The sequence below is a fragment of the Lacimicrobium alkaliphilum genome (assembly GCF_001466725.1).
In the GTDB taxonomy this organism is placed as follows: Bacteria; Pseudomonadota; Gammaproteobacteria; order Enterobacterales; family Alteromonadaceae; genus Lacimicrobium; species Lacimicrobium alkaliphilum_B.
The window spans coordinates 2,329,303-2,355,554 of sequence record NZ_CP013650.1; the positions used below are offsets into that span (position 1 = coordinate 2,329,303).

General features: G+C 50.8%; 18 protein-coding genes. 9 read left to right on the top strand and 9 right to left on the bottom strand.

The window, feature by feature from the left end:
- Positions 1–3 precede the first annotated feature (3 nt).
- The 3 genes from AT746_RS10660 to agaR all read right to left on the bottom strand — a co-directional run bounded on the left by AT746_RS10660 (position 4) and on the right by agaR (position 3,688).
- Complete coding sequence (locus AT746_RS10660) at positions 4–1,293, bottom strand: D-tagatose-bisphosphate aldolase, class II, non-catalytic subunit (protein ID WP_062480134.1); 1,290 nt, start codon at positions 1,291–1,293, stop codon at positions 4–6.
- 232 nt (positions 1,294–1,525) lie between these two features.
- Complete coding sequence (locus AT746_RS10665) at positions 1,526–2,890, bottom strand: Gfo/Idh/MocA family protein (protein WP_062480136.1); 1,365 nt, start codon at positions 2,888–2,890, stop codon at positions 1,526–1,528.
- A gap of 12 nt (positions 2,891–2,902) precedes the next feature.
- On the bottom strand, positions 2,903–3,688 hold the full coding sequence (gene agaR, locus AT746_RS10670; protein WP_062480139.1) for a transcriptional repressor AgaR: 786 nt from the start codon (positions 3,686–3,688) through the stop codon (positions 2,903–2,905).
- A 332-nt stretch (positions 3,689–4,020) separates the two neighbouring features.
- On the opposite strand from agaR, the gene AT746_RS10675 reads away from it, so the two are divergent.
- The 5 genes from AT746_RS10675 (at position 4,021) to AT746_RS10695 (ending at position 12,966) form a co-directional block, all read left to right on the top strand.
- The gene (locus AT746_RS10675) at positions 4,021–6,897 is read left to right on the top strand and encodes a TonB-dependent receptor (protein ID WP_062480141.1); all 2,877 of its coding nucleotides are present in this window, start codon (positions 4,021–4,023) and stop codon (positions 6,895–6,897) included.
- Positions 6,898–6,988: 91 nt separating this feature from the next.
- Positions 6,989–9,934 carry a discoidin domain-containing protein gene (locus tag AT746_RS10680; protein ID WP_062480143.1) on the top strand — a complete coding sequence of 982 codons (2,946 nt, stop codon included), beginning with the start codon at positions 6,989–6,991 and terminating at the stop codon, positions 9,932–9,934.
- Between the two features lie 96 nt (positions 9,935–10,030).
- The gene (locus AT746_RS10685; RefSeq protein WP_062480145.1) at positions 10,031–11,389 is read left to right on the top strand and encodes a DUF3472 domain-containing protein; all 1,359 of its coding nucleotides are present in this window, start codon (positions 10,031–10,033) and stop codon (positions 11,387–11,389) included.
- 246 nt (positions 11,390–11,635) lie between these two features.
- Complete coding sequence (locus AT746_RS10690) at positions 11,636–12,562, top strand: LysR family transcriptional regulator (protein ID WP_062480147.1); 927 nt, start codon at positions 11,636–11,638, stop codon at positions 12,560–12,562.
- Positions 12,553–12,966, top strand: a complete 414-nt coding sequence (locus tag AT746_RS10695; protein ID WP_062480149.1) for a hypothetical protein — start codon at positions 12,553–12,555, stop codon at positions 12,964–12,966. Before AT746_RS10690 ends, AT746_RS10695 begins: the two co-directional genes overlap by 10 nt.
- A gap of 7 nt (positions 12,967–12,973) precedes the next feature.
- On the opposite strand, the gene AT746_RS10700 is transcribed toward AT746_RS10695, so the two are convergent.
- From AT746_RS10700 to smc, 5 genes are all read right to left on the bottom strand, one after another.
- The gene (locus tag AT746_RS10700) at positions 12,974–13,456 is read right to left on the bottom strand and encodes a DUF2919 family protein (protein WP_062480151.1); all 483 of its coding nucleotides are present in this window, start codon (positions 13,454–13,456) and stop codon (positions 12,974–12,976) included.
- A 31-nt stretch (positions 13,457–13,487) separates the two neighbouring features.
- Positions 13,488–13,811, bottom strand: coding sequence for a DUF3392 domain-containing protein (locus AT746_RS10705; protein WP_062480154.1), 324 nt, complete (start codon positions 13,809–13,811; stop codon positions 13,488–13,490).
- Positions 13,812–13,889: 78 nt separating this feature from the next.
- Positions 13,890–15,911, bottom strand: coding sequence for an NAD-dependent DNA ligase LigA (ligA, locus tag AT746_RS10710; RefSeq protein WP_062480156.1), 2,022 nt, complete (start codon positions 15,909–15,911; stop codon positions 13,890–13,892).
- Positions 15,912–15,963: 52 nt separating this feature from the next.
- Entirely contained in the window at positions 15,964–17,304 is a 1,341-nt protein-coding gene (gene zipA / locus AT746_RS10715) for a cell division protein ZipA (protein ID WP_062480159.1), read from the bottom strand.
- 19 nt (positions 17,305–17,323) lie between these two features.
- A complete protein-coding gene (smc, locus tag AT746_RS10720; RefSeq protein WP_062480161.1) occupies positions 17,324–20,791 on the bottom strand; it encodes a chromosome segregation protein SMC in 3,468 nt (1,155 codons plus the stop codon).
- A gap of 138 nt (positions 20,792–20,929) precedes the next feature.
- Between smc and cysZ the strand changes: the two genes are divergently transcribed.
- The 4 genes from cysZ to AT746_RS20055 all read left to right on the top strand — a co-directional run bounded on the left by cysZ (position 20,930) and on the right by AT746_RS20055 (position 24,914).
- Complete coding sequence (cysZ, locus tag AT746_RS10725) at positions 20,930–21,682, top strand: sulfate transporter CysZ (protein WP_062480163.1); 753 nt, start codon at positions 20,930–20,932, stop codon at positions 21,680–21,682.
- A 53-nt stretch (positions 21,683–21,735) separates the two neighbouring features.
- Positions 21,736–22,563: a DUF6544 family protein gene (locus AT746_RS10730; RefSeq protein ID WP_062480165.1), complete on the top strand. Its 828-nt coding sequence runs from the start codon at positions 21,736–21,738 to the stop codon at positions 22,561–22,563.
- A gap of 368 nt (positions 22,564–22,931) precedes the next feature.
- Positions 22,932–24,335, top strand: coding sequence for a diguanylate cyclase domain-containing protein (locus tag AT746_RS20050; RefSeq protein WP_231730917.1), 1,404 nt, complete (start codon positions 22,932–22,934; stop codon positions 24,333–24,335).
- Between the two features lie 6 nt (positions 24,336–24,341).
- Entirely contained in the window at positions 24,342–24,914 is a 573-nt protein-coding gene (locus AT746_RS20055) for an EAL domain-containing protein (protein WP_335338218.1), read from the top strand.
- 92 nt (positions 24,915–25,006) lie between these two features.
- Here the strand turns inward: AT746_RS20055 and AT746_RS10740 are convergent, their stop codons facing one another.
- A complete protein-coding gene (locus AT746_RS10740) occupies positions 25,007–25,966 on the bottom strand; it encodes a glycoside hydrolase family 16 protein (protein ID WP_062480167.1) in 960 nt (319 codons plus the stop codon).
- Positions 25,967–26,252: the final 286 nt, after the last annotated feature.

Below are 26,252 nucleotides of genomic sequence, written 5' to 3' on the forward strand. Positions count from 1 at the left end.
GGCTTATGCAGCTATTACTGTGCCACTGTTACAGGCACGGGCATAGCTATCTAATGCCCGGATAATTTTATCTTCAATCAGTGCTTCAGGTTCGGTGCTTAACGCTCCTTCACGCACTGCCTGATACTGTTCGGGTAAATACTGACTCAGAAGGGGTAGCGGTATCTGCCTGCCGCGAAGATTATTCAGCATCTTTTCCACAGCCTGCAACAGAGCGGGCTGATTCCAGTAATAACGAATACGGTCACTGAAGCTGAAAAACTGCATCCAACTGTTTTGCGCCCCTGGCGGATAAAACTTTTGCCAGGCATTGGGTTGCTGCTGCATCAGTTGCTCACACTCACGACGTAAACCGGAATAGTGCTGTGGAGCAATCAACGCCTCTTCTATATGCGATAGCCCAAATAAGGCTTCACGCAGAGCAAAGGTGAGCTGTGGGCCGACTTTGAGTATGGCAAAGTGGCCCTGAACCAGCGCCGACAGTGCCGACTCATGCTGATAATCAGTAGAATGGGCTTCGTACACCAGACCTGCTTCCTGTTTGATAAACACCGATAAGGCCTGTGCATCTCCGGGGATAAAATCATGTACTTTGGCATTATCGAACTCCACACCGGGCTGAACCACAATCGCCAGTACCTTGTCCCAGGTGCTCTCACCCAGCCCCTCAGCGGAAAATGCCTGCCGGTGACAATCAAGGGTATAGCGTACATTCTCTACCGGTGTGGGCTTAAGCTCCTGCTCTAACTCCGACACGCCGCCCGGAGCCGGCACTTCGGTACCGATAACATAGTTCAGCACCCGTCCATGGCTTACAGAATAGCTCTCCGCCACCTTACAAAGAGAAGCAGCCCTTTTAGCAATCACTTCATCTGAGAGTACCTCAGGATCATCAGCACAGGGCATGCTGGTATCCAGGTGGATCTTGGTGAAACCCGCTTTGACGTATTCTTCAATCAGGGTTTTAGCAAGTGCCATCGCTTCTTCAGCCGGTTTGTCCGTCCAGCATACGGGGCCAAGATGGTCGCCACCAAAGACCAGGCGCTCTGACGGTAATCCCCGCTCTGCAGCCAGGGTTCTGACGAAGTCGATAAAATCAGCAGGCTGCATACCGGTATAACCACCAAACTGGTTCACCTGATTCGCAGTCGCTTCCACCAACAGCAAACTGTTGTATCTGATGCTGTTGGTTATAGCCGCCTTTAATACCATAGGATGGGCGCAGCATACCGAGTAAACCCCTTTCTTCTGAGCCTCTTTATTGGCTTGTATGATTTGTTTCAGACTTGTCATCATGTTCCTTTAATCGAAAGACACCGATAGCGAAAAAAATACTTAAGAAATATTACAAAAGCAAATAAACTTTCGTTTATTTTCGTTAAGTGGGGTCAATGCTGAGATTTATAACATTATGAAAGAAGCAAAGGATGGCCTGCTCTGTTAACAAGCCATACCGTCCTTTGTCTAAACAGCAAAATATTGCTGCTGAGCGATACTGAAACGGCCAGCAGCAATAGCGAAATGTTTAGCTGGCAATCCCAAGGGGCTTTCCATATTGCCACTGGCCCCGGGTAAAGTCGGGGAAGTCTTTGGAATTGCCGCGATCGGCAACAGAATCGGCAGACAATGGAAACACTGCAGACCAGGCGGCGCCGTCATACACATCCTGATCCAGCGGCACACCGTTACGCAGGCAGTAAATCATCCGCCAAACCATCAGAAAATCCATGCCGCCATGGCCACCGTTGCGTTCGGCTTCCCTCCCCATGCGCTTCCACAACGGATGATCATATTTGTCGTACCATTTTTGCATATCGTAATCCCACTCATGGAAGTTACCGCTTCCCCCCTGCTCCAGGGCGATTCGATTAGGGAACCCGGCAAACACGCCGTTAGTACCCTGAATCATATTCAGCCGCGTATAAGGCCTGGGTGTCGTTGTGTCATGCTGAACCATAATAGTGCGGCCCAAATGGGTTTTGATAATGCTGGTATTAATATCGCCGCTGATATAATTGAGTTGATTGCGCTCATGATCGGCGGGAAATTCTCGTTTGGCATAGGCAGCACGACCCAGCGCCGGTGAGCTCATGGAACTCATATATTCAAATTTATCGCCCCGGTTGATGTTCATATACTGGGCAACAGGCCCAAGACCATGGGTCGGATACAGATTGCCGTTAGTGCGGGTGTGATGATAGGTGCGCCAGGAGCCGGTTTTACGTTCCAGCTCTTTCATCTGCCAGCGTAGTTCATGAATATAGGCGGCCTCGCCATGCAGCAGTTCACCGAACAGTCCCTGGCGGGTCATATTCAGTACCATTAACTCATCACGACCGTAACAGACATTTTCCATCATCATACAGTTTTTACGGGTAACTTCGGCGGTATCCACCAGATCCCACAAATCTTCGATAGTGGTGGCCATGGGCACTTCGACGAAAGCATGTTTTCCGCTGAGCATGGTGTCTTTTGCCATTGGGTGATGCCAGCGCCAGGGCGTCGCGATAATGACGATATCAATATCATCTCGTTCCAGCATTTTGCGATAATGATAATCTGATTCACCGTACAGATCGGCCTCGGGCCTGCCTGCTTCATTGACAATTTTTGCCGCACGCCGGAGTACTTTTTTGTCGGTATCGCAAATCGCTTTTAACTCTACACCCTCGATGTTACACAGGTGGCTTACAAAGCCGACACCACGCTGGCCAACACCGATGATTGCCGCCCGCACGGTATCCATTTCTGGTGCAACCAGCCCCATTACGGTTTTGCCAACCGCTTTAGGATTTTGCTGATTAGCTGTGCTGCTGCAACCCGCGGCCACACCCATTGCGGCGGCAGCGGCGGTAGCTTTCAGAAAAGATCGACGATTAAACTCCGACATGTTTTAACACTCCTAAGGTTTTTCCCGCTCAATAATATGAAGCTCGATTCCCAGCTTCGTCAGTTCATCGACATAGCTCTGGGGGATACCGTCATCGGTCACCAGAGTATGAATATTTTCAATCGCACAAATCACATGAAATGCGCGCCGTGCAAATTTGGAGGAATCGGTAACCACCACAATTTCCTCTGCCATCTGGCACATCAGCCGATTTAAGATGGCTTCTTTTTCAAAATGCGTACCGATACCGGTTTTCAGATCAAAGCCATCAACGCCCAGGATCAGCTTGCTGAAGTTGTAATTCTGCAAACTTCGCTCAGCGATAGTGCCGTAAAAAGACATGGACTTTTTACGCAGCGAGCCGCCGGTAGACATCACTTCAACGTGCTCCGACTGGGCCAGTTCTGATGCGATATTCAGCCCGTTGGTCATCACAATCAGATCTTTACGATCACTTAAACACACGGCCACTTCCTGCGTGGTAGTGCCTGAATCCAGAATGATCCGCTCCCCCTCCTGAACCAGTGCTGCCGCCGCCCGGCCTAACTGTTGTTTTAACGCTGAATGCTGATGGCGTTTTTCCTTAAGCGACAATTCACGCCCCAACTGGCTGTTGATCATTGCGCCGCCACGGGAGCGGACCAGCAATTTTTTACGATCCAGCACACTGAGATCATTGCGAATCGTTACCTCGGAGACGCCAAAGGCCTTCGCCAGACCTTTTACCGTTACTTTCCCCTCAGCCTGAGTGCGGCGTAATATTTCCTGTTGTCTTTCAATGCTGTTAAATACGTCCATTCTTGTGACCCTTTAAGTAATAAAACAGGGTTAAAATAGCACGCTCCCCGCCCTTTCAAAAGCTTTCGAAAGCAGAACGAAATCCCAGGCATCTTTCACAATATCTCTTACAGCAGCCTGTTAGTCGCTGATGCCAGCGTTTTGTAACCGGCTTGTTAAGAGAATAATGCACAATTTCGAAATTAATTAAAAGTTTTTTTTAATTTCATCTTGATCATAGCTGCTATTTCGTACTATATCTAGATACTGAAAAGCATTTGATAGTTTCGTTTGTTTTTCTTTTGCAGACAAAAACAGAACAATAACGACACAACACAGAGGACCCCGGGATCATGAAACCAAAAATAACCACCTCGCCGAGTAAAATTGCCATAGCCTTAGCGATTGCATTGACCGGCAGTATCAGTAGCCAGGCTGTTGCTCAACAACAAAACAATAATCCATCGGCTGAGGAACAGCCTCAGGACAGTGTAGAAACCATTGAAGTGCGAGGCATGAGAAGCAGTATCAAGGAATCCCTGCACATCAAACAAAACTCCGTACAGGTCGTCGATGCGATCGTTGCAGAAGATATTGGCAAATTTCCGGATCAGAATGTCGCTGAAGCACTGCAACGCATTACCGGTATTACAATCACACGTAATGCCGGTGAGGGTCAGAATGTGACCGTGAGGGGATTGGGCGGAGATTATAATGTCACGACCATCAATGGCCGCAGGATGGCCTCAGAACATAGCAGCCGCGACTTCAACTTTGACCTGATTGCTTCGGAATTACTCGGCGGTGTTGAAGTATACAAGTCACCGGTGGCCAATACTCAGGAAGGAGGGATTGGTTCTGTTATCAATATTAAGACCCGCCGCCCTCTGGATTTTGATGGATTCACCTTTTCTGCCTCAGCCGAAGGTATTTACGAAGATCGCACTGAAAAAGTCACGCCTCAGGCCTCTTTCCTTGTCAGCGATACCTTTTTAGACAATACCTTCGGTGCGCTGTTTACTATGGTGTATTCGGAAAGAACTCTGCGTATTGATAGTTATGAAGGACAAGGGTTTTATAATGCCAATACCGAAGATGCCGATCTGACAATTCGCCAGGATGTGGATGGCAATGGCGAGTTCGATCCCTATGTTGATAATGAATGGGGGTCGATTATCCCCGGCTATGTGCGTTATGGAAACAAACAGGATACACGTGAGCGCATCGGCGGCAGTCTGGCATTACAGTGGTTGCCCGATAGTGACTTAGAAATAAACTTCGACAGCATTTTCTCATCTTATGAGACCAATGGTACTGAGTCTCAGATCTCATTTGTGACTTATGATGAGAGTTGGACGCCGGGAATTCCAGGCGTGAAGGAAGTTGGCTTTGCTGAAGAAGGCATTGTCGATAGCATGGTGCTGTTTGGCAGTGGTGCTATGGCCGAACTGTTGAACGTGTCTCGTCCGCGGATTACCGAGACCTACCAGGTTGGCGTAAACGCAAAATGGTTTATGACTGACGAGCTATCACTGAGTTTCGATGTTGCCCACTCAAGCGCTGAAAATGAAAATAATGGGCACAATCGTTATATCGTAGCCCGAGGCTTTGTCGATGAGATATCCATTGATGCTTCGACGGATAACTTGCTTCCCGATGTGTCCTTGTCACCGGTGCTGGGCACTGATACGCCCTTTGGTGCTCACTATAGTTACAACGACGGCACCGGTATTAAGGACGAGGTGAATGAGTTCCGTGTCGATGGCCGATGGCAGCCGCTGGGGGCTGACTGGATTACGTCGATAGATTTTGGCATCAATATCGGTAAGCAAACCAAAACGACGGCCGCTAATGCATCGAGAAACCCCAGCGCCTTTAGCAACGCTGGTGCCCAACTGTCTTCCGACGAATACGCAGATTTCTCTGTGGATTACTCATCGGTGGAAGACATTAACGGATTCGAATTATTTCGTTTGCCCAGTTCCGTTATTATTGACAGTGACTTTTCCAACTTTATGGACGGTGAACCCGGCCAGCACCCCTCGCCGTGGCCACGGTTCGATTACGATGAATTGTTCTCGTTCTATGAGTCTATTAGCCCGGAGGCTGCAAATCAGTTAGTTAAGGCGACTCCTCGCCCCAATGATTCCTATGATGTCTCTGAGCAGACAACGGCCGTTTATGCGGCGGTAAACATAGAAAATGAAATATTCGACCTGCCTTTTGTGCTTAATCTCGGTGTTCGGATGATTGAAACGGAGGTTGGCAGCCGCGGCTTTTCACTGAACCCTGACTTAGTCAGATTTGTTGCAGCCGATCCTGAAGAGCCGGAAATTATCCAGTTCCTGGATGAGGTTGAAAATTATCAGGAACTGGTGGAATTTGAAGATTCTTACAAAGACGTCTTGCCAAGTATTAACTTCAAATTAAACCTGACCGATGAATTACTGTTCCGTGCTACTGCGTCTAAGGTCATCACGCGTCCAAGCATCGCTAGCTTAAAAGCCTGGAGCTATCTCAACATTAGTGAGCGCGAATACCATGCGTCAAACCCGGGGCTCGAGCCCTTGCGGGCGAATCAGGGAGATCTGACCCTGGAATGGTATTTCTCTGATTATGGTGCATTAACCACAGCGCTGTATGTGAAGGATATTGAAACCTTTTCTACCCAGGGACGCAATGGCACAACCACCATCGATGGTGAAGAGTTTGAAATTCAGTCTTATGTCAATAGTGACGCCGGTGGCGAGATAAAGGGAATCGAAATTGCCTACCAGCAATCTTTCACCGATATCTTACCATCGCCTTTTGATGGCCTCGGTGTTCAGCTGAACTACACCTATGTCGACTCTGGTTATGAACAGGTTGACGAGACCCATGAAGAGTATGACTTCCGCGTTCGTGACCTGCCGTTCAGAGGGATGTCAAAACGCTCATACAACGCAGTGGTTTATTACGAAAAAGGCAAAATTCAGGCTCGTCTGGCATACAACTGGAGAGATAAATACCTTACCAATGAAGACGCCTGGGGGGGTGTCAGATGGCAGGCTGATTATGGTCAGCTGGATTTCAGTGCCAGTTATGACGTCACAGAGCAGGTCAATCTTACTGTTTCAGCTACCAACCTCACCAATGAACGTGGTTACGCTTACATCGAGAATGAAGAGCAAATTAACTATCTGTATCGGGCCGGACGCTTAATTAACGTCGGTGCCAGCTATAGATTCTAAATGCCAACAAAATTGACCGAAAAGCATTGGCAGCCAGCTGTCCGGTGGCCTGATGCTGTTAACAGGACAACAGTTAAGAGTGAGTACACTTATGAACCCAAAAACTAAACTATCTATATTTATTTCACTTATTCTGGCGGGCGCGCTGACCGCTTGTGGTGGAGATGGCGAAACGCCGCCGAATGAAGACGACAATACAGTCACTCCCCCTCCGGTGGTTATTGCTCCGGGGGAGACGGATCGCGCGCCGTCCACCTGGCTGAGATTTGGTGACAGTTTTAATGGCGACATCATAATGCAGGATGTGTTTGTTCCGGAGCGTGGATTGACGCCCTATACCTATTATTCTGTACTGAACTGGAACGCGGGAATGGATGGAGGTGGATATGCTGGCATTCAGGATCATCCCGATGGTCGCAACTTCATCTTTTCTCTATGGGATCCCTCAAATGGGGAGGAAATCACTGCTGAGTACCAGGGTGAAGGAACTCAGGTTGAAGTATTCGGTGGTGAAGGAACAGGCCTGAAGTCGTGGAATTTTGACTTAGGCTGGGAGCCCAATACCTGGTACACCCTGGCGGCCCGGGTCTGGCATACCAGAGAGGATGGCCATTCACATTTTGCCTTCTGGTCTCAGGACAAGGAAACCGGCGTGTGGACCCATTTGGTGACCATGAATTACCCGATGCCTTACATCGTCTTTAGCACAGAAACGGGCTCTTTCGTTGAGGACTGGCTGGGAACAGGTAATCATGCACGTACTGCGATTTTCAATAATGGTCGTAAACGTCATATGGACGGCACCTGGGAAGCCTTCACCAGTGCCGACTACGAAGTTGTTCAGGAAGAAGCCACGGCTCAGTACAATGAAAACTATAGCTTCGAGTCGAATTATGATTACTACCGCATGACGACCGGTGGTACATCAGGGGTGGACAATGGCGATGACCCGCAAGAACCTACCGGTGAACTGGCGCGCCCCTTTGTTCAGGTATCACCTGCATACCCGCCTACATCTGTCAGCTTATCGTATGCGACGTCCACAGGCTTAGAATGGATCCTGGCCGATACCGAAGTACCACAGATCTCATACAAGGTGATGTCAGGAGACCAAGTTCTGGCTGAAGGCACGGACCCAAACACGCGCAGTGTCAGCTTTGATTCCATTGATGCAGATGCTGAAATTGAATTACATATCGAAAATATTTTCGGTAAGACCAGCATATTTACAACAGTACCGGGTTCGGACGAACTTGTGATGAAAGAAACCAGTCTTGTCATCGATACTGAAGCGCAGATGCTGGAGCGTAATGAGGAAGTCACCATTGAATCTATCGCAAAAGGTGAATCACAGTTATTCCAGGTAATGGGACTGGATGCCTCCAGAAGCATGACGGTGAAACTTGCGGGTGACGAAGGTGATGCTGATATCTATGTGATGGAAGATGAGAAACCCACTGACAGTCACTACGATTGCGTGGGCTTTTCCAGTGTGGCTAACGAAACCTGTCGGTTGCCTGTAAGCTTGCGAGAACCTACACCTTTTTACGTACTGGTGACCGCGCGAACTGATGTGCAGTGTCTTACTCTGTCGACGTTTCAGGATGGAGAGCCTGGATGGATCAGTGGCTCTAGCTATGTGTATAGCTCTGACTCTGCGGCCGCCGATGGCAATGGTTTAGGCAACGCTTTTGATGGTGACAATGACACTATCTGGCACACGTCGTGGGGAGATGGTGCGCCGACCTATCCTCACACCGTTACGATTGATTTGCGTGAGACGTATGATATTAATCGTATGCGTTACGTACCTCGTCAGGATGGCGGTGTTAACGGTACCATCGTCGGTTATGAAATATACATTTCCGATGATCCCGATGTTTATCCGTCAGAGCCGCAAATTGTAGGCACCTGGGATGACAATCAGGAAGAGAAGTTAGAGCGTTTTGAACCTATCAGTGGCCGATTTGTTAAATTTGTTGCGACTGAGGAGCGCGGCGGCAACGTCTGGGCATCTGCGGCAGAGATTAAATTTGGCTTTGATGATGGCACCGCAGCCGGTGAAGATACGGGTGGTGATTCAGGCAATGAAACAGAAACCGGTGGTGTTTGTTCGCCAGATGCGCCAGGGCAAGGCGACGATGATGAGCATCAAAATGTTGATGTAGTAACCACTTTACTGGACAACGCCTCTCTGAGCTACTCCACAACCTCGGGTGCACAGCCAGGTCATGAGTTGTCGTTTGCATTCGATGGCCTGACAGGGGACGCCGGGCACTGGCATACGCCGTGGAGTGGTATACCTGCTTACCCTCATGAGGTTGTCATCGACCTGGGGCAAACCTATGACGTGAATCGTTTCGATTACACGCCACGAACCGGTGGTGGCAATGGCACTATTGTCGAGTACGAGCTTTATGTGAGTGACTCTCAGGACGAATTTGGCTCACCCGTGGCCAAGGGCACCTGGGAAGGAACGGCTGATGTTAAAACAGTCACGTTCACCGATAAGCCGGGCCAGTTTGTGAAGTTTGTTGCTCTGACCGAGCAAGGCGGAGGTGAGTGGGCTGCGGCCTCTGAGTTCAACATTGGTGTGAATATGTCTGTTGAGGTCGACAACAGTACGCTGTCTTACTCGACGACATCAGGTTCACAAGAAGGACATGAGTTGTCCTATGCCTTTGACGGACTCACCGGCGATGACGGGCACTGGCATACGCCCTGGAGTGGCATTCCATCTTATCCTCACGAGGTGTTGATTGATCTGGGTTCCTCAGAGGAAGTCGTCGGATTTGAATATACACCGCGTGCGGGCGCCGGCAATGGCACCATTGTGGAATATGAGGTCTATGTCAGCGATGACGATACGGACTTTGGAGAGGCAGTGAGAGTCGGTACCTGGGCCGCAAATGATGATACCAAAACCGCCGCTTTTGATGCGAAAACCGGTCGTTACATCAAGTTTGTCGCAACCCGTGAGCAAGGCGATGGCGCCTGGGCATCCGCCTCAGAGTTCGGTATTCGTATCAACCCATAATCGAAACGCCCCCAAAAGTGAAGAAAGGCCCCAAGGCCTTTCTTCACTCTTCTGTCCGAAAGATTTCTATGAGCGCGTAAATCCATGGAAGAGATCATGAAACTGAATAGTTTGAAACGCAAAACGCCACTTATCGCATTATTACTGCTACTTGTCGGCATAAACCTGAGCGCCTGCAATGGCAGCGGTAATCCCGACACCGATCAGCCTCTGGCACAAAAGCCGGAACCGGTATCAGAGCTACCCGATGGTCAGCCCTATACCCTTCCCATTGGCACCAATAGCTGGGTTGAAAATAATCCGCAGATTACAGAGCAGCTTATGTCCGAAAGCGGTATCCGTGACTGGAAACGGGCTGAGCATCAGCCTGTAATCTACTTTGCCACCGATCAGGCTATGGATATCACCCTGGGTCTGCGCGGCAAAATTGCTGCAGAATCCGCGCAATTAAGGGTACAGATAGGAGAACAGCAACATCAGCTTAGCATCGATAACCATGCCAATGACGACATTCCGGCAGGCAAGTTCAGCCTTGAGGAACCTGGCTATCATGCCATCAGGCTGAGCCGGACAAGCGATGGTGAAGCCATTGATCTTGACCAGTTACTGATCTGGCCCGACTCAGCAGATCCCGGGCTAACCTATCTGACCGACAACAGCTATTGGGGCCGGCGCGGACCATCGGTACATTTTAGCTATGAGATGTCCGCAAATCGCGATATCCAGTGGTTTTATTCGCAACTACAGGTGCCTGTGGGTGAAGATGTGCCTGGTTCCTACTATATGGCCAATGGTTTTGCCGAGGGCTATTTTGGCATTCAGGTTAACTCCGATATTGAGCGTCGGGTACTGTTTTCAGTCTGGAGTCCCTACCAAACCGATAACCCGGAGGATATTCCGCCGGAGCTGCGCATCGAACTGTTGCGTAAGGGAGATGGTGTTTACACCGGCGAGTTTGGCAACGAGGGTTCCGGCGGTCAGAGCTATCTGAAATACAACTGGCAGTCGGACAAAACCTATGAATTTCTGTTACAGGTGCAGCCTGACGGCGAAACGCACACCGATTACAGCGCCTGGTTCAAACCCGACGATGAACAGCAATGGCAACTGATCGCCAGCTTTCGCCGCCCTGACACCCAGACCTGGGCGAGCAGATTACACAGCTTTCTGGAGAACTTTCTGACTCAATACGGTGATCGCCATCGTTCAGCCTGGTACAGCAATCAATGGGCAAGAGATACGCAAGGTAATTGGCACGAACTGACCCGCGCCACTCTCACTGCCGATGCAACCGCCAGAGATGGTGACAGGCTGGATTACAACGGTGAGGCCAATGAGCGAGGTTTTCTGCTGGAAAACGGCGGCTTTATCTATCCACCGGCTGAGTTAGATACAGCTCATGAACGGACTGCGCTCGGCCAGCCACCAGAGATTGATTTCGATACACTTCCCTGACCCGGCAGTATCCATAGGTATTGGAGAGACAGAGAGCACAGAGATTTAATAACCTTAGTTGTTCTCCCAGAGACGCCAAGTCGCAAAGAACATCATCTCTGCGTCTTTGTGCCTCAGCGCGATTTAATATTTGCTTAAAGCTGAAAAGTCACGCTGCTGCTATCAACCTTATCCGGACCTTAAACCATTGCATTTATGCCGCCCTGGCTCTAGCATGGTCAAACTATCGATAAAATAGAAACATTCATGTACCGGCCAAAAACAACCCTCGAACAGTGGCGTATATTGCAGGCAGTGGTGGACTGCGGTGGTTACGCTCATGCCGCCGCCAAACTGAATAAGAGTCAGTCGTCCCTGAACCATGCGGTTGCCAAACTGCAAAACCAGCTGGACGTACAACTGCTCGAAGTGCGTGGCCGCAAAGCCTATCTGACCGAGGCCGGTGAGGTGATGCTGCGCCGCTCGCGACACCTTACCCAGAATGTGCAGGAACTGGAAGTGCTCGCCGAGAGTATCAATCAGGACTGGGAGCCACAGATTACTCTGGCAGTGGATCTGGCCTACCCTAAACCCCTGCTCTATCCGGTGCTAAAGGATTTCTATCCTGACAGCCGTGGCAGCCGGTTACGTATACTGGATACGGTGATTACCGGCACCGAAGAAGCCATCACCCAGGGCTGGGCGGATATTGTGCTTACCGGTATGGTACCTAAAGGCTATCTGGGAGAGCCTATCGCCGAAATGCAATTTATTGCGGTCTGTCACCCTGAACACCCACTGGCGAAAATGCCCTCCCCGGTCGATCCCAATGAGCTGATGCACCACTTACAACTGGTGATCAAAGATACCTCGCAAACACCGAATGAAAAACAGGGCTGGCTTAAGTCAGAGCTTAGATGGACCGTCAGTCAGTTTGATACCGCCATTGAACTGATGCTGCAGGGGCTTGGCTTTTGCTGGCTGCCTGAGCATAAGGTCTGCGATAAGATTAATCAGGAAAAACTGGTTAAACTGGATATCAAAGGCAGCAGTTTCAGAAAAATGGTGATGTGGATGGTGCATCCCAGGCCTGATGGTCTGGGACCGGGCAGCCAGTTGCTGAGCGACTGTATTCTCGCTCACCGTCAGATTAAACATACAATTAAGAGTACTGAGGAACAACCATGCAAATGACCCGGGAAGAACTTGAGAACCTGATGGCAGACAGCGCCCACAATGCCATTGTTGCAACCAGGGAAGAGTTTGGCATTGAGCTGGACAACAGCGTTGACAGCGTTGCCCAGGTGGATGAGGTGATCCTTAAATGGCTGGAACGATATAAAGACAAGAGTCTGGAGAATAACGCCGTATTTACCTTATGTAATCTGTACGGTGCCTATGTGGGCGAGATCTTCCGCAAGCTGGTGGGCGGCCACTGGCATTATGATCAGAGCAATCCTGATACTCCCTATGTGGTGCTCGAATATGCCGGTCATACATATGCTTTTGCCGGTATCTGCTATCAGCGTCTGGTCAACGACAGTCAGATCAGCGTAAAAAGCTACTTCGATCAGGCCGTCAGTAATAACGCCCAGTAGTCTTTTGCTAATGCGATTTATGCTGCCAGTCTTTTAACATCAATCTCAGGGTGCGGCTGCGATACCAGTATGCCGCAAACAACATATCCAACAGCAGGGTCAGAGCGATCACCCAGGAAAACTGCCAGTGGCCCTGATGGGCCATGAGTAAATGAAACACCCCATCCACTGTCAGGCTGCACAACAACACATAACGAACGGGTCTGAACAATACTCTGGCGCCACCTTCAACCAGCTTATGGCGCCAGAACACCATACCCATAATCAGCAGCGCCGGCAGGCCCAATAATAAACTGAAATAGAAATAGCCCTTGTCCGGGTAAAACAGCGACAGGATCAGACTGGGATCCTGGCGATAGGATAATGAGGCAATAAACACCAGATAACCACGAATCAGAAACAGCAGGCTCAGGTACATCAGCCGGTTGGGCTTTATCCTGCCTTCGGCGTCGTAATAATGCAGTGGCAGAATCGCCCTGGGCCCGCTCATCAATCTGAAAATCCATCTGCTTTACAGGCCATCAGATATACCGGCGCCGTTCGGCCATATAACCCAACAGTAAAAACACGCTGACAATGCTGATCCCCTGATACACAGAAGGAATCATCAGAATCAGCTGTTTGAAAAATGGTGTCACAAACAAAATAAAAGCCCCGTAACCGAAAGCACAGACAAGCACAAACACCAATGTGCGCACCACAAAAGGATAAGGGCTGAGCATGCGCTTGATGTGCTTGTTCACCACATCGCCATACACCACCAGTAAGGTGGCAACAAAGGTCATGGCCACCTCGATATAATAAGGCTGCAGCCATTGCGTTAACTGAAAAAGGACATCATGCATGTTGTTAGTGCATCCTTTAAAATCAAATAATTATAGTCTGAACTGTAAATCGCCAAATAAATTGGGCACTACAGATCATCAGGCATCATATTGTGCAAACAACGCCAGCATCTGCTCTTCGCTCAGGATCTCCACCCCCAGTTCAGTGGCCTTATTAAGCTTAGAGCCGGCCTTCTCACCGGCCACCAGAAAATCGGTGCGCTCAGAAACACTGCCTGCCACTTTGGCGCCCAGTTGCTGTAATTTTGCCTTGGCCTCACTGCGGCCCATGGCCGACAGGGTACCGGTCAGCACAAAGGTTTTGTCTTTCAGCGGTTGCTCTGCTTCGTCAGGGGCGTCGATAACGGGCCAGTGTACCCCTTCTGCTATGAGCTCCTGAACCACCTTGTTGTTATGCTCTTCGGCAAAGAAATTGACAAGATGCCGGGCCACCACCTCACCCACATCATTGACCTCCTGTAACTGCTCAAGGGATGCCTGCTGCAACGCCTCAAGGGTCAGAAAGTGCAGAGCCAGATTACCGGCGGTAGCCTCACCCACCTCGCGAATACCCAGTGCATAAAGAAACCGTGGCAACGTAGTCTGTTTGGCCTTTTCCAGCGCCTTAAGCAAATTGGCGGCAGATTTCTCGCCCATGCGTTCCATGCCAATCAGCTGGCTCATATCCAGCCGGAACAAGTCAGCCGGGGTATGTACCTTGCCCTGCTCTACCAGTTGTTCAATCAGCTTGTCACCCAAACCGTCAACATCCAGCGCCTTACGCGAAGCAAAGTGTTTCAGCGCTTCTTTGCGCTGGGCCGCACACACCAGACCGCCGGTACAGCGGGCCACCGCTTCGGCTTCGAGCTTTTCAATATTGGACTCACAAATGGGGCAATGCTCAGGAAACACAATATCGCGGGCATTATCGGGCCGTTTGGCTTTAACCACCGACACCACCTGAGGGATCACATCACCGGCACGGCGGATAATCACCTTATCGCCAATTTTAATGCCAAGGCGTTTGATCTCATCCTGATTGTGCAAGGTGGCATTGGAAACCACCACACCGCCCACCGATACCGGCTTTAAACGGGCCACCGGGGTAATGGCGCCTGTGCGTCCCACCTGAAATTCCACATCCAGCAATTCTGTCATCTGCTCCTGCGCCGGAAACTTCCAGGCCACTGCCCAGCGCGGGGCCCGGGCCACAAAGCCGAGCCGTTGTTGCAGCCCGATATCATCCACCTTGCAGACCAGGCCATCAATCTCATAATCCAGGCTGTCACGAATGGCCATAATCTTTTCATAGAAGGCTTCGCAACCGGCCCGGTCTTGTGCCAGACCAGTTTGTGGACACAGAGGCAGCCCCCAGCCTCTGAGTTGCTGTAAACGCTGATAATGGCTGTTTGCCAGCGGCGATTGTTCGCCCTCCACCAGACCCATAGAGTAAACATAGATCCGCAGCGGCCGTTTGGCGGTAATGCGCGAGTCGAGCTGGCGTAAACTGCCGGCGGCGGCATTGCGGGGGTTAGCAAAGATCTTGCCGCCCTGTTTACGCTGGCTGTCATTCAGAGCCTCAAAACCGGCTTTGGTCATAAACACCTCGCCGCGCACCTCAAGTCGTTTGGGATAATCTTCGCCACGCAGACTCAGGGGCAGGTTGGCAATGGTTTTCACATTGGCGGTGATATTCTCACCGGTACGGCCATCACCACGGGTGGCCCCCCTGACCAGTTTGCCATCCTCATACAGCAGACTGACAGCCAGGCCGTCAAGCTTGGGCTCACAGCACCAGGTTACCTTGCTGTCATCCTTTAAACGGTCATGCACCCTTTTTTCAAAGGCCGCAAAAGAGTCTGCATCAAAGGCGTTGTCCAGCGACAACATGGGTACTTCATGCTCAACTTCACCAAAGGCACCAACCGGAGCGGCGCCTACTTTCTGAGTCGGTGAGTCGGGACTAATCAGCTCAGGATGCTGTGCTTCCAGTGCCTTTAAACGCTCCATCAGGCGATCATATTCGGCATCGGGCACGGTAGGATCGTCCAGCACATAGTACTGATAGTTATACTCATTCAATTGCGCCCGCAAGCGGGCTAACTCTTGTTCAATCTGCATGGTCGGTCAGGCTTTTTTAACAGGTTGGGTTTTTATCTTTAAACAGCCGCGACTAGTTGGCCCGCTTAATCATTCGCTGGCGCTCAAATTCGCGGATCTTTTCCACATACTGTTGCAGGCTTTGTTTAGTCAGCGCACTACGACGACCATCGAGCACCTGAGCGCCAAATTCATCGGCCAGTTTGCGCGCAGCGTTGTGCATCATGTTGAATACCTGATGCGGGTCACCTTCGATGGGCAGGATCATAAACAAGCTTACGCCCTGTGTGCTGAAGGTTTCGATATTGTCGATATCAAACACGCCGGGCTTAAACATATTGGCCAGGCTGAATAACACAGGCCCCTTGCCATTACTGTTAACATGCCGGTGAAAGATATCCTGATCACCAAATTTAAAACCCAGGGTGAGCAAAGAGGGCAATAAGGCCGAGCCCGGAATTGGTTTGTTGTCGGGCGCTTTCACGTTCAGTACCAGCACTTCCTGGGAAACGGCTTTAGCTTCAGATTGCTTCGCTTCCGGATTCTCTGCGGCCACATCAGGCTCAGCCTTTAATTCGGGTTCGTCAAAATCAATTCGCATCTGATCCTCGGCCAGACGCGAACCGCCCAGTTTAGGTTCGCGACGTTTTGGCGCAGCTTTGGTGATATCCGGTTTCTTGCGCTGTACCAGTTTGCGGGCCTGCTCGGCAAAAGCGCCGCCCACCGAAGTACTTTGTTGTTCAGGTTTTTCGGCATGTTCTGGTTGTGCTTCCTGCTCAGCGGGTATGCGCTTCACAGATTTATTCGTCAGGGGTTTATCTGCCGGGCCTGTCTCTTTTTGCGCCTTGACTGCTGAGGCTTTTGCAGCGCGATGGGGTGTTTCGCTGGCCGGGGCGGTATCAGCAATATCACCGATCACCGGTTCTTTGCGCACCTGAGTTTGCTGAGCCTGCTCGCCACCACCGGTTCTGAGTAAAAAAGACGGTGGCTCCGGCACGGCGTCCGGGTCTATGTCCACCCGCTCATCTTTCGCTGCACTGGCCTTAAAGCTGCTCTGGGCGGCGCGGGATTCGTTAAACATCTGCGACTCTGGTTCCGGCTCTGCACTGTAACGACCGCTGGCCGGTGAGTCATCCATGGCTGACACATTGGCATCATCAGTATCGGCCTTTTTTGGATCCACTTTAACCACGCGTACTGGTCCGATACCCAGATCATCGAAGTCCTGCTCGGGGCTTTCGTCACTGATCTCAAAGTCAGCATCGGCGCGGTTATCCCGATAATGCAAATGCTCCGGCTTTGGGGTTTCACGCTCGGCGCTGCGTTTTTTTCGCACAGTCCACAAGCCATGGGCGAGGATCCCGGCGATGGCCAGGGCTCCGAAAATTAGAAATGTCAGGCGTAATTCTTCCATTTTGTATTTTTATTTCTGCTTAAAGTTCAGCAAGGGCAATCGCCTCATCCACGTCAACGGCAACCATACGAGACACGCCGGGTTCGGCCATGGTGACGCCGGTAAGATGTTTAGCCATCTCCATTGCGATTTTGTTATGGGTGATATAAATAAACTGTACCGTATTGGACATCTCTGAAACCAAATTACAGAAACGCCCCACGTTAGCATCATCCAGTGGTGCATCCACCTCATCCAGCAAACAAAAAGGCGCCGGATTGAGTCTGAAAATCGCGAACACCAATGATAAAGCGGTCAGGGCTTTTTCTCCACCACTTAGCAGGTGAATCGTACTGTTTTTCTTGCCTGGTGGTCTGGCCATGATGGTCACGCCGGTTTCCAGTAAGTCATCATCGGTCAGTTCCAGATAGGCCGAACCACCACCAAATACTTTCGGGAACAGGGTTTTAAGATCCTCATTCACCCGCTCAAAGGTATCACGAAAACGACTGCGGGTTTCCCGGTCTATCTTGCGAATGGCGTTATCCAGCGTCTCCAAAGCCTCGGTAAGATCCTGATATTGATCATCCAGGTGTTTTTTACGCTCGGCCTGCACTTCATATTCTTCTACTGCCGCCAGGTTGACCGCACCAAGGCGCCCTACCGCCGCGCTGATTTTATCCAGCTCCTGCTGCCAGTGATTTTCATCGGCGTTTTCATCCAGAGCTTCGAGTACCGATTTGACGTTTTGTTGCATCTGCTCAAGCTGATCGATAAAACCGCTGGCCCGTACCCGGCAGCCCTCACATTCAAGTTGCAGACTTTGCTGGGTTTCACGTAACTGGTTTATCTGCTCCTGCAACTGATGCTGGCCTGACTGAGCCTTGTGCAGATAATCCTCCACTTCACTGAGCTGTTGCGCCAGTTCAGTCTGCCGGGCTTCCAGCTCCATACGCTGTTCTAGTAAAATCTGTAATTGCTCGGACTGCTCTTCGGCGGGCTGCTGCCACTGCTCTTTTTCTTCAAGTAGGCGCTGTCTGTCCTGTTGTTTATCTTCCAGGCGATGACGGTGCCGTTCAATGGCCTGATAAGCATTATCTTTTTGGTTACTCAGCCCCTGCACCGTTAAAGCCAGCTCATGCTGACGGGCACGGGTCTGCTCGGCCTGGGCGCGCAACTGACTCAGCTGTTGTTGTAGCTGTTCCTGCTGAGCCTGAACCTGTTGATGTTCATCCTGATGACTTTCCAGTTGTACCTGCAGTTCCTGCTGCTCGGCAAGCTGCAGTTCGAGATCCATTCGATCCTGTTGTAGTTGTTCCTGCTGAGCGCTGATTTGTTCATTCAGCCGCTCATATTGTTGTATTCGGCTCTGTTGTTCCCGCGCTATACCGTCCAGTTGCTGCTCCAGTTGCATCACCTCCAGCTCAAGCTGGCGCAACTGCTGTTGTTGCTGTTCACTGTGCTCAGCGCTTTGCTGCAGCTGTGCTTTGAGCTGCTGATATTGCTGTTCAAGCTGCTGTTTTTGCGCCTGTTGCTGTTGCACCTGCTGCTGCAGAGCCTGAATATCAGCGGCTCTGTCGAGCATGCCGCTGTGGCTTTTCACCGTACCCTGAATCTGCCAGTCACGGCCATACCAAAATCCTTCGACAGTGATCAGACTCTCCCCCGGTTCCAGGCTTAAGCGCCGCTTTGTGATCTGCGCATCATCTTCGATAACCCAAATACAGCACAGAAAAGAGGGCACCCCTTCGGTCTGGACTTTTGCCGCCAGAGTGCCAGCGGGCTTGTCGGTCGTCATCTGGTTCTTTAACAGCCACTGACTGCCGGGCAGTGATGGTGGCTCAACCTGATCCAGCACCGGCGCACTCAGCCAGCTTTGCAGCGCCGACTCCAGCGCTGTCTCCCAGCCAGGCTCGGCTTTTAAACTCTGCCACACCGGTGGCGGGGGGGAAGACTGGGACTCGAGCCAGTGTTTCAGCTCTTTATCTTGTTGTTGTGAGGATTGTTGCAGGGTTTCCAGGGAGGCCAGTCTTCCCTGCCCTTGCTGGATCTCACCACTGAGCTCCAGCAATTGATCCTGTAATTGTTGCACCTGTTGTTGATATTGGTGGTGCTGTGCCCGGGCCTGCTCACAGGCATGATTTAGTTGTTCAAGCTGCCGTTGTTTTTCTTTTAACTGCTCAGTAATTTGCTCAGACTCCGGAGCCGTATCGACATCGCCAAAGCGGCTCAGCTCATCCTGTAATTCACGCAGACGCACCTCTGCCCTGCCAATCATGGCCTGCTGACCTTCGATACGGGTTTGCTGGCTCTGGCACTGCTGGCGTATCTGGTAATATTGCTGCTCCTGAGCCCGCCAGGCCGATTGTTGCTCCACAGCCCCCTGTTCTGCCTCTGCAAGCTGCGCCTGGGCCTGTTCACTTTGCTCCTGTAGCAGCGCCAGCTCAGGCTCCTGCGCTTCAAGCTGTGCACTGAGTTCATCCAGTGCCTGTTGCTCATGGGTCAGGCGGGTTTCGCTGTCGCCGACATCCTGCTCCAGCCGGGTGAGTTGCTCATCAATTTGTTGTTTGCGCTGGCGGGCGTGGATCTGGTTCTGTTCCAGGCGGGTGATCTGATTACCCACCTGAAACACCTGATTCTGAATGTCGCTGAGGCGCTGTTTAAGATCCTGCTGGCGCTGCTGGTACTCCAGCATGCCTTTTTCATCGCCGCGCTGGCGTGCGATCAGGCTTTCAATCTTATTCTCGTGTTCGCCAATCTGCTGTTCCAAAGAGCCAATCTGGTGACTTTGTTTAAGCCAGCGCAGGGCCGCCAGTTCCGCCTTGTAACGCCGTTCACTGGCCTTTAATTCTTTGTAACGACGGGCGGCAGCGGCCTGGCGCTGCAATTTATCCAGTTGCTTACCCAGCTCATCACGCACATCTTCAAGACGCTCTAAATTATCGCGGCTGTGGCGGATACGGTTCTCGGTTTCCCTTCGCCTTTCCTTGTATTTGGAGATCCCCGCCGCTTCTTCGATAAAAACCCGCAATTCCTGGGGTTTGGATTCAATCAGACGGGAGATCATGCCCTGCTCGATAATGGCATAGCTGCGCGGGCCGAGGCCGGTGCCCAGAAACAGGTCCGTCACATCACGGCGACGGCATTTGCTGCCGTTGAGAAAATAATGGGACTGTGCCTCACGGGTAACCAGGCGCTTGACCGACAGTTCATTGTAGTTGGCGTACTCGCCCTGAATACGGCCACTGGAATTATCAAACACCAGCTCCACACTGCACTGGGAAACCGGTTTGCGGGCCGATGAGCCGTTGAAGATCACATCGGTCATGGCATCACCACGCAGGTTCTTCGCCGAGCTTTCTCCCAGCACCCAGCGCACGGCATCAATGACATTAGACTTGCCGCAGCCATTGGGGCCGACAATCGCCGTCATGTCATCGGGAAAAGGAATACTGGTGGGGTCGACAAAAGACTTAAAACCCGCCAGTTTGATCTTTTTAAGCCGCATGAGTCCTTATTATTATTGTCCGGGAGCGGAATGAACAAATGAATGTACCAAAAGTCATCAGGTGTAACAATTGAGTTATTCACAGGGCGCAAAATTCGATTAAGCTAACAGGCAAAGACAAGCGTAATAAGGAGTACTATGTCATCACCACAGCTTAAAAGCGGCGCCGGCTATTTTATGCAAGGCTTCGAGCTGATCCGGGTTAAGGGCCTGCGGCGCTTTGTATTTGTGCCGCTACTGGTTAATCTGATCCTGTTCGCCGTGGCGTTTTATTTTTTGCTGCAACAGATTGATGTGGCCATTCTCTGGCTGATGGACAGCATTCCCAACTGGCTGGACTGGCTGAAAGACTGGCTGGCTGTCTTTATCTGGCCATTGGCGGTGATTATTGTGCTGGTCACCTTTTCGTTTTTGTTTAACAGTGTCGCCAACTGGATTGCTGCGCCTTTTAACGGGCTATTGGCAGAGAAAGTCGAACAACATCTTACCGGGCAAAGCCTCGGCGATAGTGGCGTAATGGCGCTGCTCAAAGATATCCCGCGCACCCTGGGCAGGGAGTGGACCAAATTGCTGTATTATATCCCCCGTGCTGTCGGTTTTTTGATTGTGTTTTTCTTACTGCCGGTATTCGGTCAGGTAATATGGTTCTTATTTACCGCCTGGATGATGGCCATCCAGTACGCCGACTACCCTTTTGATAACCATAAAGTCAGCTTTATCCGTATGCGCGATGTGCTCGGCAGTCAGAAAACCGCCAGCTTCAGCTTTGGCATTACCGTGACCCTGTTTGCCATGATCCCGGTGATCAACTTTCTGGTGATGCCGGTCGCCATTTGCGGCGCCACCGCCATGTGGGTGGATCGTTTTAAGGGGCCAGCACTTCACGACTAACTGATTTTAAATCCTGACAGATCCATTACCTTATAATTCTGTGGAAACACATTATGTCGATCGCTCTGTTGTTACTGATACTGGCCGCACTGGCACTTTTTATCTGGCGAGGTTGTGATCACCGGGCCGATGCCAGGGCTATCAGCCGGCTTGTTGCAGACCAGCCTGACGCACCCGCACACTTTGATGCGTCGATGATCGCCGCACTGCCAGAAACTGCCCGGCGCTACTTTCTTTACACTATTGAGCCAGGCACACCACTTTATACCGTCGCCAGTATCAGCATGACCGGGCGATTCGGCATGGGGGTAAAGGCTAAGCCTGATTATCTTGATATGCACGCCCATCAAACCCTGAGCGTACCGGCAGGCTTTGTCTGGAAAATGCAGGCGCGGCGGGGATGGCTGCGTCTGTCAGGCTCAGATAGCCATAAGTGGACACGCTTCTGGCTGATGGGTCTGCTGCCGGTAGCCCGTATGAATAGTGACATAAATCATAAACGCTCAGCCTTTGGTCGCTATGTGGCTGAAGCGGTTTTCTGGGCCCCGGCCTCGGTTTTGCCCGGTCCCGGCATTCTATGGGAACAGCCAGATAAGGATTGTGCGCGGCTTACGGTAAGCTATCAGGGATTATCACAATCCGTCGATATCACAGTCGCCGCCGATGGCCGGCCAACACAAGTCAGTTTCGAACGCTGGAGCAACGCCAATCCCGACAAAAAATACCGGCTGCAGCCTTTCGGTGGCTATTTGTCTGAGTTCAGAATCTTTGCAGGTTTCCGCCTGCCCACTCATGTAGAGGCTGGCAACCAGTTTGGCACTGAGCAGTATTTCCCCTTTTTTGTGGCAGATATTAACGATATTCGCTTTCCTGAGCATTAGCTGGGACATAAAGCCACTGACACATTTCAGCATCTGCTCGACAACACCCTGTGACTATTATACTTTACGTTCTTAAGCGATAAAGAAAATAAAAAACAGGAAGTTGCAGCTTGTTTACCGGTATTTCTAACGCAATTAAACACTACCTTTTATTAGATCCGCAGCATCTTAAAACGCCTGATGAAACTACCTGGAAGCTCAGCGTTCTCAGACTAATCCTCTCCAGTGGTGTGATACTGACCTCTGCAATAGTAATACACTCATCATACGCAGCTTACACACAGAACCTTTACTACGTTCTGGTTATGACCTTCAGCTTTTCGGCTTTACTTTGGGGGGCAATGTCGCTGGGCAAAAACAGGATAGCCATGGCGTCAGCTTCCCTTACCATCACCATTGTACTGGCTGGCTTTTGCATTATGTTTTTTACGCCTGAGCTGGCTTCAGCCCGCTACGGGTTATTGTTGTTCTTCACCCTGCCGATTATCCTGCGCATCTGTTATGGCAACAAAGCCGCAGTGGCCGGCATGTTGTTAAATGTCATTCCCTTTGCCGTATTACTCATAAACGAGCCATTAGCCCCACTACTGGGGATAGACATGTCCCTTCCGGGTACCTATATCTATCTCAGTTCACTGGTGTTTCTGTTCTTTAACTTCTGTCTTCCGGTTGCTGTGATACGTGTTCTGACATCCCTTGAACAACAATCCCAGCTTAACCGCGAGCAAAGCAAAAAACTGGGTAAGCTGGTTAAACGCTACCAGGAGATTTTCAATAACGGCGGCACCCCGTCTTTTTTCTGTGATCAGCAAGGACGAATTCTTCATGCCAATAAAAGTGCCAGGAAGCTTATGCACAATGCCCCTGCTGATTGCCGTTTTATTTATGAACTTTTCACTTTGACCAGACCGCTGATTGCAGGGGAAACGGCAGAAGCGGCGTTACACTCAGATAGTAATGCCATTTATAAAATACAACCTGCCAGTCTTATTCATCATAAGAAGCAGCTTATCCACTGCTTCGATATCTCACACACTACGGCCGCAGACAAAAAAATTGGCCAGCTTAAACGACAGCATATTACCAAACACTATTCCGATGCCCTTACCGAACTTAAGAACCACCATTACTGGAGCCACCAGTTCCCCCAGACCCTGGCACACCCTCACACTGTTATCCTGCTAAAGCTGGCGAATCTTAAAGACATCAATCTGCAGTACAGCTTCTCTGCCGGCGATCAGGTACTGGCTGATGCAGCTGCGTTGTTACGCAATCAATTGCCCTCTTCGGTAAACCTGTACCGTTTTCCTGGTGCAAAGTTTTTGCTCAGTGTGAATACCTCACAATCCAGTACTGAAAATATTCCCGACTGGCTGGAGAAACACCTGCCGGTACAGGTTATTCAGCGTACCGGCAAGAAGGAGCTGATGTTTAATCTGCAGTGGCGGGCAGGTTATTGCAGTTCTTCCGGGTTTACGTCAGCCCCATTATTGGCCGAGGCCTGCGCCATTGCCCTTAGCCAAACCACTCCGAACCGCCCCTGTGAGCAGTACGACTCCAAAGTGGTAAAACTGATACGTCAGGATACCAGGAATAAGGACAGAGTTAAGCGACTGCTGGATGAGGGCAGCCTGGCCTTATGGCTGCAGCCTCAGGTCGACCAACATCACAAAATTACTGGCTTTGAAGTGCTGGCCCGTTTGGACGATCCGGCTGAGAATCAGATTCTTCAGCCCTATCAGTTCCTGCCTCAGATTGAGAAAAATAAATGACACATACTGTTTACTCAGAAGGTGTTGGAAAAAGCGGTATTATTGCTGGAAAACTGGCCTGCCGGGCTGCCTGAGGTGCCGCTGGCGGTGAATCTGTCAGGACCAGAGTTACTCGATGATGTGTTTTATGAAAAACTCTTACGCCGATTTTCTGAAAGCCTGTTTCTGCGTGACAAACTGAAACTGGAACTCACCGAAACATCCGTACTGGCCAGTCACGACGAAACCAAAAAGCGCCTTTCCTCACTGGCTAACGTCGGCGCGACGATTATTATCGACGATTTTGGTACCGGCCATGCGTCGCTGTCGCAGCTAATTGATTTATCTGCATCGGTACTGAAAGTGGATCGGGAATTTGTGGACCGCATTGAAAGCTCAGAGCGTCACCGTAAGATAGTAAGAATGACCCTTGAGCTGGCCAATGCCCTTAAAATGCAGGCAATTGCTGAGGGTGTGGAAACAGAAGCGCAGCTCAGCTTGCTCAAACAGATGGGCTTTACCTGCTTTCAGGGGTACTACTTCGGCAAACCCGCACCAATAGAGCACTGGGGCGAGAGGCTGGGCAGCGAAGCTGTTTAACACACTGTCAATCTTACCCGTGGCGACTAAGCCAGAGAACAGGCTGAATGCCTCAGCCCGTGGTTCACATCAGCGGTTATATTCCGGGACAGCTATAAGCCACAATAAGCTGGCAGGCCTTTGTCAGGTACCTGATCAACCGCATATTGCTCACTGGCCCGCAATGTAGCGACTTTATCAGCTACTTCATCAGTCGTTAGCTGCTGATCCGCAACATGCAAAACCCAGTCGATATCCTGTTGATACTGTCTTGGTTCGGACGAGTCAACAGGGCCAACGGAGCCATCAGCACCTTCGGGCATAAACCAGAGGTTAAAATTCATCGACATCGGCACTTCCGGCGCAACGTCTGCACTGTGCTCACCAATCAGATTACCATCAACAAAATAGCGTACTGCATCTGCACTGACATTCATCACCAGAGTGCGCCAGCCGCTGTAATCCCCTTCAACCCGGCTAAACTCATTAACTTTGGTCCAGGGCTCCAACTGGAAGGTCTCCCAACTGGTAGTCCACATGGCGGATTGTTCGTTTTCACCCCAGCCACCATTAGGCAGATACTCAAAATCCACTTCGCTGTAATCCGGATCCATGGGTTCTGCCAGTGGACTGATAGCGTAAAACGTCTGGATCACTTCATCGCCATCCGGACCATAGGTTGGCTCATTGCGAAAAAATACGCGGGCCGCATAGGTGCCGAACAAGTACTTACGCCCATGGCAGATCTGCGTATGCCGGGTACCATCAGCCTCACCGTCAGTAACGGAGCTCAGGCGCGCAATGCCAAACTCAGCACCCTGGGGGGCAGAATGTACACTGACGCCTTCTGCTGACCAGCTGGCGCCGGCGATACCCGGGTGACCTGTTTCGGTGCGCGCTGTCCAGCCGTTGCTGAACAAGTCACCGGCATCGGTATAATTGAAATCATCAAACATCAGCGCAGCAGCATCGGTTTTTTCTGCCGCGGTTTGGTCCGTCTCAGTGACCGGTTTGCTGCACCCCTGCAATACCAGAAGCACTGCGCCTGTTATTAATATCCTGGTCTTCTCCATCCACTTGTCCTTAAAGGTAAAAGTTAAGCATGGCCCGATCTGTTGCAAGAATATGAGTAAACCGGGCTGAGCGACAGTGCTCAGGAATCAGTCTAACGGCAAAATGACAGCGCTGTCAATTTAACAGAAACAGCGTGAATTTTAATCAAAAACGAGCGTTTAATGACGCTTAAGTTTGAAACTTACACTGAAAAGTCAGTGCGTTAGACATAATATCGGGGGTGATGGGAAAGTAACCGGTGTATTGTTCGTCCGCGCCCCTGCTCATATGATGACGAAGAGAACC